Origin of the sequence: Enterobacter sp. YSU, from assembly GCF_016082135.1 — a bacterium.
Lineage (GTDB): Bacteria > Pseudomonadota > Gammaproteobacteria > Enterobacterales > Enterobacteriaceae > Enterobacter > Enterobacter hormaechei_C.
The window spans coordinates 1,861,634-1,876,392 of the sequence record NZ_CP059487.1; the positions used below are offsets into that span (position 1 = coordinate 1,861,634).

General features: G+C 50.2%; 12 protein-coding genes and 4 pseudogenes. 10 read left to right on the plus strand and 6 right to left on the minus strand.

Features of this window, described 5'->3' with window-relative positions; all coding sequences use genetic code 11:
• Positions 1–27 precede the first annotated feature (27 nt).
• Positions 28–225 (plus strand): DUF2933 domain-containing protein, encoded by a 198-nt coding sequence (locus H2Z33_RS08935; protein WP_000843497.1) that lies wholly within the window; start codon positions 28–30, stop codon positions 223–225.
• A gap of 33 nt (positions 226–258) precedes the next feature.
• On the opposite strand, the gene H2Z33_RS08940 is transcribed toward H2Z33_RS08935, so the two are convergent.
• Positions 259–996, minus strand: coding sequence for a peptidoglycan DD-metalloendopeptidase family protein (locus tag H2Z33_RS08940; RefSeq protein WP_000287501.1), 738 nt, complete (start codon positions 994–996; stop codon positions 259–261).
• Positions 997–1,284: 288 nt separating this feature from the next.
• Entirely contained in the window at positions 1,285–1,734 is a 450-nt protein-coding gene (locus tag H2Z33_RS08945) for a hypothetical protein (RefSeq protein WP_016151365.1), read from the minus strand.
• A 233-nt stretch (positions 1,735–1,967) separates the two neighbouring features.
• Between H2Z33_RS08945 and pcoA the strand changes: the two genes are divergently transcribed.
• From pcoA to H2Z33_RS08980, 7 genes are all read left to right on the plus strand, one after another.
• Entirely contained in the window at positions 1,968–3,785 is a 1,818-nt protein-coding gene (gene pcoA, locus H2Z33_RS08950; protein ID WP_000925242.1) for a multicopper oxidase PcoA, read from the plus strand.
• A 5-nt stretch (positions 3,786–3,790) separates the two neighbouring features.
• Positions 3,791–4,681, plus strand: coding sequence for a copper resistance outer membrane transporter PcoB (pcoB, locus tag H2Z33_RS08955; protein ID WP_001378118.1), 891 nt, complete (start codon positions 3,791–3,793; stop codon positions 4,679–4,681).
• 39 nt (positions 4,682–4,720) lie between these two features.
• Positions 4,721–5,101, plus strand: a complete 381-nt coding sequence (gene pcoC, locus H2Z33_RS08960; RefSeq protein WP_000025662.1) for a copper resistance system metallochaperone PcoC — start codon at positions 4,721–4,723, stop codon at positions 5,099–5,101.
• A gap of 55 nt (positions 5,102–5,156) precedes the next feature.
• Positions 5,157–6,035, plus strand: a complete 879-nt coding sequence (gene pcoD / locus H2Z33_RS08965; protein ID WP_080821469.1) for a copper resistance inner membrane protein PcoD — start codon at positions 5,157–5,159, stop codon at positions 6,033–6,035.
• Between the two features lie 54 nt (positions 6,036–6,089).
• On the plus strand, positions 6,090–6,770 hold the full coding sequence (gene pcoR, locus H2Z33_RS08970) for a copper response regulator transcription factor PcoR (RefSeq protein ID WP_001188930.1): 681 nt from the start codon (positions 6,090–6,092) through the stop codon (positions 6,768–6,770).
• Positions 6,767–8,167: a copper resistance membrane spanning protein PcoS gene (gene pcoS / locus H2Z33_RS08975; protein WP_021242123.1), complete on the plus strand. Its 1,401-nt coding sequence runs from the start codon at positions 6,767–6,769 to the stop codon at positions 8,165–8,167. Before pcoR ends, pcoS begins: the two co-directional genes overlap by 4 nt.
• Positions 8,168–8,382: 215 nt before the next feature.
• Positions 8,383–8,817, plus strand: a complete 435-nt coding sequence (locus H2Z33_RS08980) for a hypothetical protein (protein WP_016151366.1) — start codon at positions 8,383–8,385, stop codon at positions 8,815–8,817.
• A 199-nt stretch (positions 8,818–9,016) separates the two neighbouring features.
• On the opposite strand, the pseudogene tnpC reads toward H2Z33_RS08980, so the two are convergent.
• From tnpC to H2Z33_RS23570, 3 genes and pseudogenes are all read right to left on the minus strand, one after another.
• A pseudogene (gene tnpC, locus H2Z33_RS08985) lies at positions 9,017–10,609 on the minus strand (IS66 family transposase).
• 30 nt (positions 10,610–10,639) lie between these two features.
• Positions 10,640–10,990: an IS66 family insertion sequence element accessory protein TnpB gene (gene tnpB, locus H2Z33_RS08990; protein ID WP_016151369.1), complete on the minus strand. Its 351-nt coding sequence runs from the start codon at positions 10,988–10,990 to the stop codon at positions 10,640–10,642.
• Positions 10,987–11,307, minus strand: a pseudogene (locus tag H2Z33_RS23570) (IS66 family insertion sequence element accessory protein TnpB); the annotation flags it as partial. The pseudogene H2Z33_RS23570 and the gene tnpB, both read right to left, overlap by 4 nt.
• Positions 11,308–11,388: 81 nt before the next feature.
• Between H2Z33_RS23570 and H2Z33_RS09000 the strand changes: the two are divergent.
• Positions 11,389–12,257: pseudogene (locus H2Z33_RS09000) on the plus strand (IS3 family transposase); the annotation flags it as partial.
• A gap of 272 nt (positions 12,258–12,529) precedes the next feature.
• Positions 12,530–13,606, plus strand: a pseudogene (locus tag H2Z33_RS09005) (IS110 family transposase).
• A gap of 517 nt (positions 13,607–14,123) precedes the next feature.
• On the opposite strand, the gene H2Z33_RS09010 reads toward H2Z33_RS09005, so the two are convergent.
• Entirely contained in the window at positions 14,124–14,420 is a 297-nt protein-coding gene (locus H2Z33_RS09010; RefSeq protein ID WP_017384073.1) for a helix-turn-helix transcriptional regulator, read from the minus strand.
• Between the last annotated feature and the right edge of the window lie 339 nt (positions 14,421–14,759).

A 14,759-nucleotide genomic window follows, 5' to 3' on the forward strand; every position in this document is an offset into this window, starting at 1 on the left:
GGCTGTTACGAACAGAAGGAGTCCAGTATGAAAAGTACCACCTATGCGCTTATTGCTGTCGCCGCGATCGCGGCATTTGCCCTCCTGCGCGAACACTGGTCACATGTGGCAGGTTACTGGCCATATCTGTTATTGCTGGTCTGCCCGCTAATGCATCTTTTCCACGGCCACGGAGGGCATGGAGATCATCAACATCAAGGAAGTGAAAACGATAAAAAAAATTAATCCGGCAGACGGGGCCGCGTCGCGGCCCCGTTATCAGTCCAGGTATCGTTCGTAGTCTCTGGCATGCGCAAAGGCATGCTGTTCAAGTTTGTTATCAGCGGGTGCCGCTGCCCGGAACGCCAGTGAGTTAACAGGATTGTTATTGATGACCAGCTCGTAATGCAGATGAGGACCGGATGAACGTCCGCTGTTACCGGATAACGCAATAGCGCCTCCCCGGGTAACCCTGGCCCCTTTAGTAACGAGTATTTTATTGAGGTGGAGATAGCGAGTTTTAACACCGGCTTTTCCTGTTACTTCAACAAAATATCCCATGGTGCTGTTGTATTCGGCCCGGGTGATTTTTCCGTCGATGACGCTGACTATTTTCGTGTTCATGGGCATGGAATAATCAATGCCATTATGGGGACTCACTTTTCCCGATACCGGGTTAAGTCTTGCAGGATTGAAAGGCGAACTGAGTCTTGCTGTGGCCGGTAACGGATAATCGAGACTGCCTTTCCCGGAAGTATCGGAAAGGTTATAGAACTTTTTATCTGATATACGATACGCCGTGTAATTAAATGAACCGGACGTAAATTTATAGGCCACGACACGTGATTTTCCCGCTTTCTTTTGCAGTACGAGTTTTAATGATTCATTTTTTTTCAAATGCCGCAGATTAAACCGGGAAGGCAAGGAGCGCTGAAGAGTAGCGATCTCGTTCGATTCCAGCCCCGAGCGGGTGGCTGAAAGGTAGGCATTTTCTTTTACGACATCGGTAGAATACATTTACTGGAATTCGCCGTTAGCATGAACACTGCGGCGTATGCTAGGGGTTTTCAGGAGGCGTGTCATCTGTCAGTTAATCGGGAGCACCGTTGATGGTCGTCATTTTTGTAACATATCTTGTTTCCCGTTTGCTCCTGAAGCTCTGGGAACTGTATGACCAGCCCGACGGTGATGATTAACGGGACTGAAACAGGTTACGGCAGAGCAATATGGGGCTCATGTCCTGCTACGTAACCCGTCAGTAAAGCCCTGCTGCGCACCTGACGCTAAGCACTAACCCGCCTGCAGTTACCTGGTCGAATACAGCCCGCGAAGCTTTCTTGCCTGCGTCTGATGTGCTTCCGCACCGGCATTATTGACCTGCTCATGCACGAGAGCGGCTTTTTCTCCGGCATTCAGTTCGTTAAAAGAAGAAGACGAGGTCTTTGAATTTGCATCACTGCCGGACAGCATTTTTTTATGTTCCTCAATCATTTTCTGATGCACATAGGACGCGCTGTTGTTCATAAATGAATGAGCAACAATGGCCCTTTCATGTTCATTCATTTCAGAGAATGAGGGCGTGTTGTTTTTATTAACCCTGTCCGGTAAGTTTTCATGCGTCGAGGAGTTCACATGACTGACGGCTGAGGCATTATTAACAAATCGATGTGCTTCATGGGCAATATCACTGGACTGAGCAAAAGCTGCCCCACAAAATAAAGCTGTAAACGCAGTGGTCGTGATTAATATATTCATGTGTAATTACCTTCTGAGGTACATAAAAGATGTCCTTATGATCATATATAAAAAAATCAACCTGTGGGGAAGATGACGTAAATGTAATACAGCCACGTACATTACACGATTGTAATGAATTTGTTTCTTAAGGTGTGCTAGATTCATTTCATTGTAAGTGGATGAACCAGTAATTTAATTTAAATCGGTTCTCGAATTCTGTCAGTAACCATACTTTAAATAAGGGAATGCGCATGCTGTTGAAAACGTCTCGACGAACTTTCCTGAAGGGGTTAACCCTCTCTGGCGTAGCCGGAAGTCTTGGCGTATGGAGTTTCAATGCGCGTTCCAGTCTGAGCCTGCCAGTTGCCGCATCCCTGCAGGGTACTCAGTTTGACCTGACCATTGGTGAAACGGCCGTCAATATCACGGGCAGTGAGCGTCAGGCCAAAACAATCAATGGAGGCCTGCCGGGGCCCGTTCTTCGCTGGAAAGAAGGTGACACCATTACCCTGAAGGTCAAAAACCGTCTTAATGAACAGACGTCCATTCACTGGCACGGCATTATTCTTCCGGCCAATATGGATGGTGTTCCGGGGCTGAGTTTTATGGGCATAGAGCCTGATGATACCTACGTTTACACCTTTAAGGTTAAGCAGAACGGGACTTACTGGTACCACAGCCATTCCGGTCTGCAGGAACAGGAGGGGGTATACGGTGCCATTATCATCGATGCCAGGGAGCCAGAACCGTTTGCTTACGATCGTGAGCATGTGGTCATGTTGTCTGACTGGACCGATGAAAATCCTCACAGCCTGCTGAAAAAATTAAAAAAACAGTCGGATTACTACAATTTCAATAAACCAACCGTTGGCTCTTTTTTCCGCGACGTGAATACCAGGGGGCTGTCAGCCACCATTGCCGATCGGAAAATGTGGGCTGAAATGAAAATGAATCCGACTGACCTCGCGGATGTCAGTGGCTACACCTACACCTATCTCATGAACGGGCAGGCCCCGCTGAAAAACTGGACCGGACTGTTCCGTCCCGGTGAAAAGATACGCTTACGGTTTATCAACGGCTCGGCAATGACCTATTTCGATATCCGTATCCCCGGGCTGAAAATGACGGTCGTGGCTGCAGATGGCCAGTATGTAAACCCGGTTACCGTTGACGAATTCAGGATTGCCGTTGCCGAAACCTATGATGTCATTGTGGAGCCTCAGGGTGAGGCCTATACCATCTTCGCACAATCCATGGACAGGACCGGTTACGCTCGAGGGACACTGGCCACGAGAGAGGGGTTAAGTGCTGCCGTTCCCCCCCTCGATCCCCGTCCTCTGTTGACCATGGAAGATATGGGTATGGGGGGAATGGGACATGATATGGCAGGAATGGACCACAGCCAGATGGGAGGCATGGATAACAGCGGAGAGATGATGTCTATGGACGGTGCTGACCTTCCGGATAGCGGGACATCCTCCGCGCCCATGGATCACAGCAGCATGGCCGGTATGGATCATTCCCGGATGGCCGGAATGCCGGGTATGCAAAGTCATCCTGCGTCAGAAACGGATAACCCACTGGTTGATATGCAGGCGATGAGCGTCTCTCCGAAATTAAATGATCCGGGTATTGGTCTTCGAAATAACGGAAGAAAGGTTCTCACGTACGCGGATTTGAAAAGCCGCTTTGAGGATCCTGACGGACGTGAACCTGGCCGTACCATAGAACTGCATTTAACCGGCCACATGGAAAAGTTTGCCTGGTCATTTAACGGAATCAAGTTTTCAGATGCCGCACCGGTGCTGCTGAAATACGGTGAGCGGCTCAGGATCACGCTGATCAACGATACCATGATGACTCACCCCATTCACCTGCATGGTATGTGGAGCGATCTGGAAGATGAAAACGGTAATTTCATGGTTCGTAAACACACAATAGATGTTCCCCCTGGTACAAAACGCAGTTACAGAGTGACAGCAGATGCGCTTGGCCGCTGGGCGTATCACTGCCATTTGCTCTATCACATGGAAATGGGAATGTTTCGTGAAGTCCGGGTGGAGGAATGATGCGAATGAAGAGAAATTTGAAGGCCATACCTGTTCTGGTCGCCGGTTTGTTTACCTCACAGCTTTCTATTGCGGCGGGCTCCGTCTCTGCAGATCCCCACGCCGGGCACGACATGTCTGCCATGCAGATGCCAGCAGATGAGAATTTCACTGAGATGACGTCAATGGAGCCCATTGTAACTGAGAGCAGAACGCCAATTCCGCCTGTTACCGATGCCGACCGGAAGGCTGCATTCGGCAATTTACAGGGGCATGCGATTCACGACAGTGCGATTAATTATCTGGTTCTGCTGGATCAACTGGAATGGCAACGGTCGGATAACACCAACAATTTCAGCTGGAGTGTTAACAGCTGGATTGGAGGCGACACAGATCGGATTTGGCTAAAGAGTGAAGGTGAACGAAGCAATGGGGAAACGGAGGCGGCTGAAGCGCAGTTACTCTGGGGACATGCGGTTGGCCCATGGTGGGATTTGGTTGCGGGTGTCAGGCAGGATTTCAGACCTGCTTCTGCCCGGACCTGGGCTGCTGTCGGTTTTCAGGGGCTGGCACTCTATAATTTTGAGTCTGAAATTACGGGTTTTGTCAGTAATGGCGGAAAAGCAGCCCTTCGTCTGGGAGGAGAATACGACGTTTTACTGACTAACCGGCTCATACTCCAGCCATCCTATGAGGTGAATTTCTACAGTCAGGATGATGAATCGCGGGGTCGCGGCAGGGGACTGACTGACACAGAGCTGGGGCTCCGGCTGCGCTATGAAATACGCCGTGAGTTTGCACCCTATATAGGCGTTTCCTGGAATCAACTTTACGGGAAAACATCCGATATGGCGAAAAGAGAAGGTGAGAAAGACCATCAGGTAGTATTCCTGGCGGGAGCCAGAATCTGGTTTTAACGCACTGATATAAAACACTCAACTAAACAGGTAAATAAAATGTCGATTTTAAATAAAGCCATTCTTACAGGTGGCCTCGTTATGGGCGTTGCTTTCTCTGCTATGGCCCATCCGGAATTAAAAAGCTCTGTGCCACAGGCTGATTCAGCCGTAGCGGCCCCGGAAAAGATTCAGCTTAATTTCTCGGAAAATCTGACCGTGAAATTCTCAGGTGCAAAATTAACGATGACGGGTATGAAAGGCATGTCATCACATTCTCCGATGCCGGTCGCGGCAAAAGTGGCGCCAGGCGCTGACCCTAAATCGATGGTCATTATTCCGCGAGAGCCTTTACCCGCTGGCACTTATCGTGTTGACTGGCGCGCGGTTTCTTCAGATACGCACCCTATTACCGGTAATTACACCTTTACAGTGAAGTAATATTATGAACGACCTGATTATGATTGTTATTCGTTTTCTTCTTTATCTGGATTTGATGGTAATATTTGGATTGCCATTTTTTCAGATATATGGAATAAGCGGTGTCAGACATGAAACCTATAACCTGACTAATTTCAGGTCGTTTATAACCTTTGCTGTTGTTACAGGCATCATTCTTACTGGCATTAATATGCTCCTGGTATCTAATGCCATGAGTGGAGTAACTGACCTCAGAGAATTATCCATCCATGTTATCGAGATGGTGATAGAAGAAACTGATGTGGGTATTAGCTGGATTGTCAGGCTCTGTGCCCTGTTTACCACACTCGGTGCTTTGTTCCTTTACACTAATAAGAGAGTATTGTCCTGCCTGCTGATGACGATGAGTGGGGGCGTGGCGCTGGCTACACTTGCCTGGGGAGGACACGCCGTTATGCATGACGGTCTGCATTACTATCTCCATTTACTGAGCGATCTGACCCATCTCGGCGCTGCAGGTGCCTGGACAGGTGCTCTGGTTGCATTTGCTATCCTGCTGATGCGCAGAAACGAGCATAATGCACAGAGCGTCATTGTGATATCTGACTCCCTGGCAAAATTTGCCACGGCAGGAACGGTGATTGTTGTAGCCCTGATCCTGAGTGCGCTGGTCAACTATCTGTATATTGCTGAGGGTAACTTAACTCCCTTATTCAACAGTTCCTGGGGGAGGATATTGCTTGCCAAGACGGCTCTGTTTGTTCTGATGCTTCTTCTGGCTGCAGCAAACCGGTTTCACCTGGGTCCCCGGCTTGAAGTTATGGTCAGGGAAGGGAATTATGATCGCAGCGTTGCCCTGATGCGAAACAGCATCCTGACAGAATTCGTTGTTGCGATTATCATTCTGGGCGCCGTAGCGTGGCTTGGAATGCTTGCTCCGTCTCAGATCAGCTAGGGGACAGCCAAAGCTTATGCGTGAGATTTTTACTTTCATATCAGCGAGTTGACCATGCAGCGTATTTTAATCGTTGAAGACGAACAAAAAACAGGTCGTTACCTGCAGCAGGGACTGGTTGAGGAAGGCTATCAGGCCGATCTCTTTAATAATGGCCGCGATGGTCTCGGGGCCGCGTCGAAGGGACAGTATGATTTGATAATACTGGACGTGATGCTGCCTTTCCTCGACGGGTGGCAAATCATCAGCGCACTGAGGGAGTCCGGGCACGAAGAACCGGTCCTGTTTTTAACCGCAAAGGACAACGTGCGGGACAAAGTGAAAGGACTGGAGCTTGGCGCAGATGACTACCTGATTAAGCCCTTTGATTTTACGGAGCTGGTTGCACGTGTAAGAACCCTACTGCGCCGGGCACGCTCGCAGGCCGCAACAGTCTGCACCATCGCCGATATGACCGTTGATATGGTGCGCCGGACCGTGATCCGTTCGGGGAAGAAGATCCATCTCACCGGTAAAGAATACGTTCTGCTTGAGTTGCTGCTGCAACGCACCGGAGAAGTGTTACCCAGGAGTCTTATCTCGTCCCTGGTCTGGAACATGAATTTTGACAGTGATACGAATGTGATTGATGTCGCCGTGAGACGTCTGAGAAGTAAAATTGATGATGACTTTGAGCCAAAACTGATCCATACCGTTCGCGGTGCCGGATATGTCCTGGAGATCAGAGAAGAGTGAGGTTCAAAATTTCCCTGACCACACGCCTGAGCCTGATTTTTTCTGCGGTGATGCTTACGGTATGGTGGTTATCAAGTTTTATCCTGATTAGCACCCTGAATGGCTATTTCGATAATCAGGACCGCGATTTTCTGACAGGTAAACTTCAGCTCACCGAAGAGTTTCTTAAAACAGAGACGTTCAGGAACAAAACGGATATTAAGTCATTATCAGAAAAAATAAACGATGCGATGGTGGGGCACAATGGCTTATTCATTTCTATAAAAAACATGGAAAATGAAAAAATTGTTGAACTCTATGCCAAAAATTCTGTTGTTCCAGCGGTCCTGCTTAATAAGTCGGGTGATATTCTCGACTATATGATCCAGACGGAAGAAAATAACACCGTGTACCGCAGTATCTCGCGGCGGGTTGCCGTGACGCCGGAACAGGGTAAAAGCAAACATGTCATCATTACGGTTGCCACGGATACTGGGTATCACACCCTGTTTATGGACAAACTCAGTACCTGGCTGTTCTGGTTCAATATCGGTCTGGTCTTTATTTCTGTTTTTCTGGGCTGGCTGACCACACGTATTGGTCTGAAACCGCTACGGGAAATGACCAGTCTGGCTTCCTCCATGACCGTACACAGCCTGGATCAGCGTCTAAATCCCGATCTGGCTCCGCCGGAAATCTCTGAGACCATGCAGGAGTTCAATAATATGTTTGATCGCCTGGAGGGGGCATTCCGGAAACTGTCAGATTTCTCGTCTGACATCGCGCATGAGCTGCGCACACCAGTCAGTAATCTGATGATGCAGACGCAGTTTGCACTGGCTAAGGAAAGGGATGTTTCGCATTACCGCGAAATTTTATACGCTAACCTGGAAGAACTGAAAAGGTTGTCACGAATGACCAGTGACATGCTTTTTCTGGCACGTTCAGAGCATGGTCTGCTGCGGCTGGATAAACATGATGTGGATCTGGCAGCCGAACTGAATGAATTACGTGAGTTGTTCGAGCCCCTGGCAGACGAAACAGGAAAGACAATCACGGTTGAAGGAGAGGGCGTTGTTGCCGGAGACAGCGATATGCTCCGACGTGCTTTCAGTAACCTGCTTTCCAATGCAATCAAGTATTCTCCCGATAACACCTGTACAGCGATACACCTTGAGCGTGACAGTGACTGTGTGAACGTGATGATTACGAATACGATGTCCGGCCAGGTTCCCGCTAATCTGGAACGTTTGTTTGACCGGTTCTATCGCGCAGACTCATCAAGGTTCTACAACACGGAAGGCGCGGGGCTGGGATTATCAATTACAAGGTCGATCATTCATGCTCACGGCGGCGAGCTGTCAGCAGAACAGCAGGGGCGGGAAATTGTGTTCAGTGTGCGTCTGTTAATGGATTAATACCGTTATTCAGGAGAAACCCGGAAGGTGACAAAAATGTCATCGTTCAGTCACGCGATAAACAGAGGCGGTTTTTTATAATCAGCCATAAATCAGGGCAGCGTGATAATTCAATCGCCCGGTTCCTGGCGTGATGATCAACCAGCCCTGAGATCAAATGCTTTCTCTGTTATAAGCATTGATTGTTCGGGTATGAAAACACCGGAGACCCAACCATGAAAAAGATCCTTGTATCCTTTATTGCCATGATGGCTGTCGCTTCATCTGCCTGGGCTGCAGAGACAATGAACATGCATGACCAGGTAAATAATGCCCAGGCGCCTGCCCATCAGATGCAATCATCCGCTGAAAAAAGTGCAGTTCAGGGGGAGAGCATGAAAATGATGGATATGAGCGGTCACGATCAGGCCGCAATGTCCCATGAAATGATGCAAAACGGCAATTCTGCTGCCCATCAGGACATGGCTGAAATGCATAAAAAAATGATGAAATCCAAACCTGAGAACACCCAAGAAACTGCTAAGCCATTTTCCGAAATGAACGAGCATGAGAAAGCCGCTGTTGTGCATGAGAAGGCGAATAATGGTCTATCTTCCGTTATTCATCAGCAGCAGGCTGAAAAGCATCGCAGCCAGATCACCCAGAATTAACCCGCAGCTCCACTTGTCAGACCCTCATTTGACGCCGAAGTCACTGGCTTACGCTCCCGTCCGGGAGCGTTTTTTTCCCATATATCAAACTTTAACTCTGAAGAGGTGGAAGTATCTGACCAACACTGTCACGTAACGCCAGATAACTACAAAAACACCTCAGGTGAACGTAAGCGTTAAGTGAGCGCCGTATTGACGGCTATTTATTGGTGAGATCTACGTTCCATGGCAGCAGTTCGGCCACTTTGTTGATGGGCCACTCCGGCAATACGCTCAGGATATGGCGAAGGTAACCCTCTGGATCGATACCGTTCAGCCTGCACGTTCCGATCAGACCATACAGCAGGGCACCACGTTCACCACCATGATCACTGCCGAAGAAGATGTAGTTTTTCTTGCCCAGACAGACCGCTCGTAGCGCGCGCTCAGCAGCGTTATTATCCGGCTCTGCCAGACCATCATCGCAGTAGTAACACAGGGCATCCCACTGGTTCAGTGCATAAGCGAACGCCTCGCCTAACCGGGATTTTTTCGACAGAGTGGCACTTTTCTCCACCAACCAGTCATGCAGGGATATCAGCAACGGTTAACTTCGGGACCGTCTGGCGGCCAGCCGCTGAGATGCCGGAAGGCCGCGTATTTCCTCTTCTATCGCGTATAACTCACTGATGCGCTTCAGAGCCTCCTCTGCTGTGGCCGTCCGGGTGCTGATATAGACGTCATGGATTTTGCGCCGCGCATGAGCCCAGCATGCCGCTTCTGTCAACGGGCCACCTTCACGCTCTGCGCTGAACAACCTGTCGTACCCTGCGAAGGCATCTGCCTGCAGCACGCCATGATAGTGCCGAAGATGTTGCTGAGGGTGTTTCCCCTGTCGGTCCGGTGAGAAGGCGAACCATGCCGCTGGCGGATCTGATGAACCCGCGCTTCTGTTATCACGGACATATGTCCAGATACGCCCGGTTTTCGTCTTCTTTCTGCCCGGCGCCAGCACGGGCACCGGAGTGTCATCCGTATGCAGTTTGCGGCAGTCCATCACGTAGTGGTAGAGGGCTTCATCCAGCGGGGCCATTAACCGGCAGCACGCATCCACCCAGTTGGAGAGCAGCGCACGACTCAGATCCACACCCTGACGGGCAAAGATTTCGCACTGGCGATACAGCGGCAGGTGTTCACAGTATTTGGCCGTTAACACGCGGGCCAGCAGACCCGGCCCGGCGATGCCCCGGTCGATAGGACGTGAGGGCGCTGGCGCTTCAACGACGCAGTCGCATCGGGTACAGGCCTTTTTCACCCTGACCGTGCGGATCACTTTCAGGGCGCTGGAGACCAGCTCCAGTTGCTCCGCGCTGACTTCGCTGAGATAGGCCATATCACTACCGCAACCAGGACAGCTGGTTTCAGCTGGCTCCAGTCTGTTTATTTCGCGGGGAAGATGTTCCGGTAACGGGCGACGATGACGGGACTGGCGCAACTGACGCGGAACCTGCTGATCATTGTCCCGGCCGTTGTAACGATCGCTTTGCTGCTCCTGCTGTTTCAGCAGGGCTTCGGCTTCTTCGACCTGCCGGCGTAGCTTTTCTGAACGGGTACCGAACAGCATTCGGCGCAGTTTTTCTATCTGAGCCCGCAGATGTTCTATTTCACGCTCTTCGTTCTCTATTTTCTCTTCTGCGCGGGCCAGCGCTGAACGCAGGAACGACTCAGTCTCAGCAACGAGACTGAGCTGGCTGTCTTTCTGGCGAAGCGCGTCTTCCAGCGCAGCGATACGGGCGAGATAGTCCTGACTCATGACCCCATTTATAATGCGGTCATGCGCTTTTTACAACATCGTCAGTGAGTTAAGGCGTGCAGTTTTAGGTTTCCGCCAGTCCAGCTTATCGAGGAGCATGGCGAGTTGTGAGCGGGTGATGGCGATTTTGCCGTCGCGTACAGCAGGCCAGACGAACTGTCCCTCTTCCAGACGTTTGGTAAACAGACACAGACCGTCAGCATCAGCCCAGAGGATCCTCACGGTGTCACCTTTACGACCACGGAAGATAAACAGGTGGCCGGAGAACGGATTGTCATCAAGAACATGCTGGACCAGTTCGCCCAGACCATTGAAGGACTTACGCATATCGGTGACCCCGGCAACCAGCCAGATACGAGTGCCTGACGGTAAGGGTATCATCGGCTCCTCCCGCTCAGCTCGCGGATCAGCGTTTTCAGAAGTGCAGGTGATAAATCCCCGGACAGACGCAGGCTGGCACCGCCGACAGTCACCTCGCATGTCATGGCCTCGCGGCAGGCTGGAGCGGCGGGTTCATAGTGCGGCTCAGCATGGTGTGACAGGACCATATCAGGCAGGACAACGGGGATAACAGAGTCTTGCTCTCTGATTGACCGTTGTATTTCATCGGGCAGAAGATGTCTGTAACGCTGGCGCCAGGTAAACAGCAGATTGTCATTAATTCCATTATCCCGCGCCAACCGGGCAACACAGGCTCCAGGCTGATATGAAGTGGTTTACTGAATTTGGCCACCTGAACAGAGGTGATATGCTCACCTCAGAACAACACAGGTGTCATAATGAAAAAAAGAAATTTCAGCGCAGAGTTTAAACGCGAATCCGCTCAACTGGTCGTTGACCAGAACTACACCGTGGCAGATGCAGCCAGCGCTATGGATGTCGGCCTTTCCACAATGACGCGATGGGTGAAACAATTACGTGATGAACGGCAGGGCAAAACACCAAAAGCCTCCCCCATTACCCCGGAACAAATTGAAATCCGTGAGCTCAGGAAAAAGCTACAACGTATTGAAATGGAAAATGAAATATTAAAAAAGGCTACCGCGCTCTTGATGTCAGACTCCCTGAACAGTTCTCGATAATCGGGAAACTCAGGGCGCGTTATCCTGTGGCCACTCTCTGCCATGTGTTCGGGGTTCATCGCAGCAGCTACAAATACTGGAAAAACCGTCCTGAAAAGCCAGACGGCAGACGGGCTGTATTACGCAGTCAGGTACTTGAACTGCATGGCATCAGCCACGGCTCTGCCGGAGCAAGAAGCATCGCCACAATGGCAACCCAGAGAGGTTACCAGATGGGGCGCTGGCTTGCTGGCAGACTCATGAAAGAGCTGGGGCTGGTCAGTTGCCAGCAGCCGACTCACCGGTATAAGCGTGGCGGTCATGAGCACGTTGCTATCCCGAATCATCTTGAGCGACAGTTCGCCGTAACGGAACCAAATCAGGTGTGGTGCGGTGATGTGACCTATATCTGGACGGGTAAGCGCTGGGCGTACCTCGCCGTTGTTCTCGACCTGTTCGCAAGAAAACCAGTGGGCTGGGCCATGTCGTTCTCGCCGGACAGCAGGCTCACCATGAAAGCACTGGAAATGGCATGGGAAACCCGTGGTAAGCCCGTCGGGGTGATGTTCCACAGCGATAGTAATAATGCCGATGTCAGTCTTTACCACCACTTAGTTTGCCGTTTAACCAGATTGGTGTGATTACTGATGCAGTGAAGACCTTCCCGCATCCTGACTCACACAGCGATCGACCTTTTGTGTCCTGCCCTGGACCCGTCGGTTGCCGGAAGCGCCTTCATGCGAGGCATCTCCTCACCGATGCGCGTGACTCAAGAAGGGCCTGACGGCTTGTCTCGTTACTGTCCTGTCCGGGTTATCTGTCTGGAGATTCAACTCTGTTTCCTCACAGGAGCTCTGTCATGGTTGATAAAGTTACCGAAGCTGCCGTTGTGGGTGGCGTGGATACACATAAAGATTTGCACGTTGCCGCTGTCGTAGATCAGAACAATAAAGTCCTTGGGACTCAGTATTTCTCCACAACACGACAAGGTTACCGGCAGATGCTGGCATGGATGACCTCGTTTGGGACATTAAAGCGAATTGGTGTTGAGTGCACAGGTACCTATGGTTCCGGTTTGCTTCGTTATTTTCAGAACGCCGGGTTAGAAGTTCTTGAGGTGACTGCTCCAGACCGGATGGAGCGACGCAAACGGGGTAAAAGTGACACAATTGATGCTGAATGTGCCGCTCATGCAGCATTCTCAGGCATCAGGACAGTTACTCCCAAAACGCGTGATGGCATGATTGAGTCCCTGCGGGTATTAAAAACTTGCCGAAAAACAGCAATATCAGCCCGCAGAGTCGCTCTCTAGATTATCCATTCAAATATTATCTCTGCCCCGGATGAATTACGTGAACAGCTCAGAAATATGACGCGCATGCAGCTCATCAGGACCCTGGGTTCCTGGAGACCTGATGCCAGTGAATACCGCAATGTAACCAACGTTTATCGCATTTCATTAAAGTCCCTTGCCCGACGCTATCTCGAGTTACATGACGAAATCGCTGATCTGGATGTCATGATTGCGGCAATTGTCGACGAGTTGGCACCTGAGCTGATTAAACGTAATGCTATCGGATACGAAAGCGCTTCACAGTTGCTGATCACTGCCGGAGACAATCCTCAACGGTTAAGATCAGAATCAGGATTTGCGGCACTGTGTGGTGTCAGCCCGGTCCCCGTTTCTTCTGGAAAAACGAACCGTTACCGACTTAATCGTGGTGGAGATCGTGCTGCAAATAGTGCACTTCACATCATCGCCATCGGACGCTTACGAACTGACGCAAAAACAAAGGAATATGTCGCCAGGCGTGTAGCCGAAGGACATACAAAAATGGAAGCGATACGCTGTCTAAAGCGATATATCTCCCGCGAAGTTTACACGTTACTGCGCAATCAAAACAGGCGGATCAACAGTATCCCGATAACAGCTTGACTCTTAGAAGGGCGTCAGTAAGTTGGCACCCTTACCCTGTATAGGTACTCTCTGTTTTTCGTGGCCTGCCTCGCCCACGAATTTCGCCAGTCATGACTTTGCTCCTGCATTTTATTAACGGAAAAGAATAAGTGATTTTGCGCGGAGGCTTCAATCAGTTTATCCCCGGCGGTGACGAGGTGGCCACCTATGCCGACTGGACAGGGGACTGACTATTGCCATAACGCCATCGCAGGTTGCTTCAGTAAACCTGCTAATCCCGTACAATGGCGAATTCGCTATATCCGCTTCTCGCACTTAGCTGCCATAAATCGGCCAGGCAATCACAGGTCATTTCTGTCTCGCAAAGAAGGTGCCGTTTCTGCTTTGCGTTGACACCCCTAAATATTAGAATTAAAAGGAGAGAGTTACTGGAAAAAGGCAGCGGAGGCAGTGACAATCGTGGCTTGAAGCCACTACTCGATGGATGCGGACATGTAGTTGGCGTCATTCGACAAAACTAGCAAACTTCTAATAGTCACCATTTCTCCCGTCTGGCGGGAGTGCTGTCAAATGCCCCCCTCATCTCTGTGTGGGAAATGAAGGGTGAAGGGGAAATAGATGACAGCGTTATTTCTACGCCCAGAATACTGAATACCTTGTACAGACGATCAATACTGGCGCTAGCAGGGTTTGCTTCCAGGCGGGCATAGGTTTGCTGCGTTACGCCAAGCCTCTCAGACACATCTTTTTGCGTGAAGCCCTTGATTTTGCGAAACCCGATTAGCACAGGTCTGAGCTGGTTCAGCGTTTTTATCGGGAACTGATTATTCATAAGTGACCTGCCTCGCAGACTGAGTAGGGAGTACCGCCCTGTAATACAGCAGGTAAGGTGTATTTTGTGTTATACAGACTATAGGCTGTAAAACCTTTATTGAAAAGATGCTGATGTTCCAGGGGCATGCCGAGCATGGACGATTTTCTGCGGGGCGGTATTTCGCTACGGGGGAGATTGCGTTCGGGCAATGTACCGGTGTAAAAAACGTCAATTTTTCAAAACCGCTGTTATCGGGATAAGCTGAAAACTCCGAAGGCAGACACAGCCACGAATAATGTCAGACTTAAGCTCTGTAGCTGTCTTCTTTTGCCTGTAAATAACGTCTAGTTTGACTCT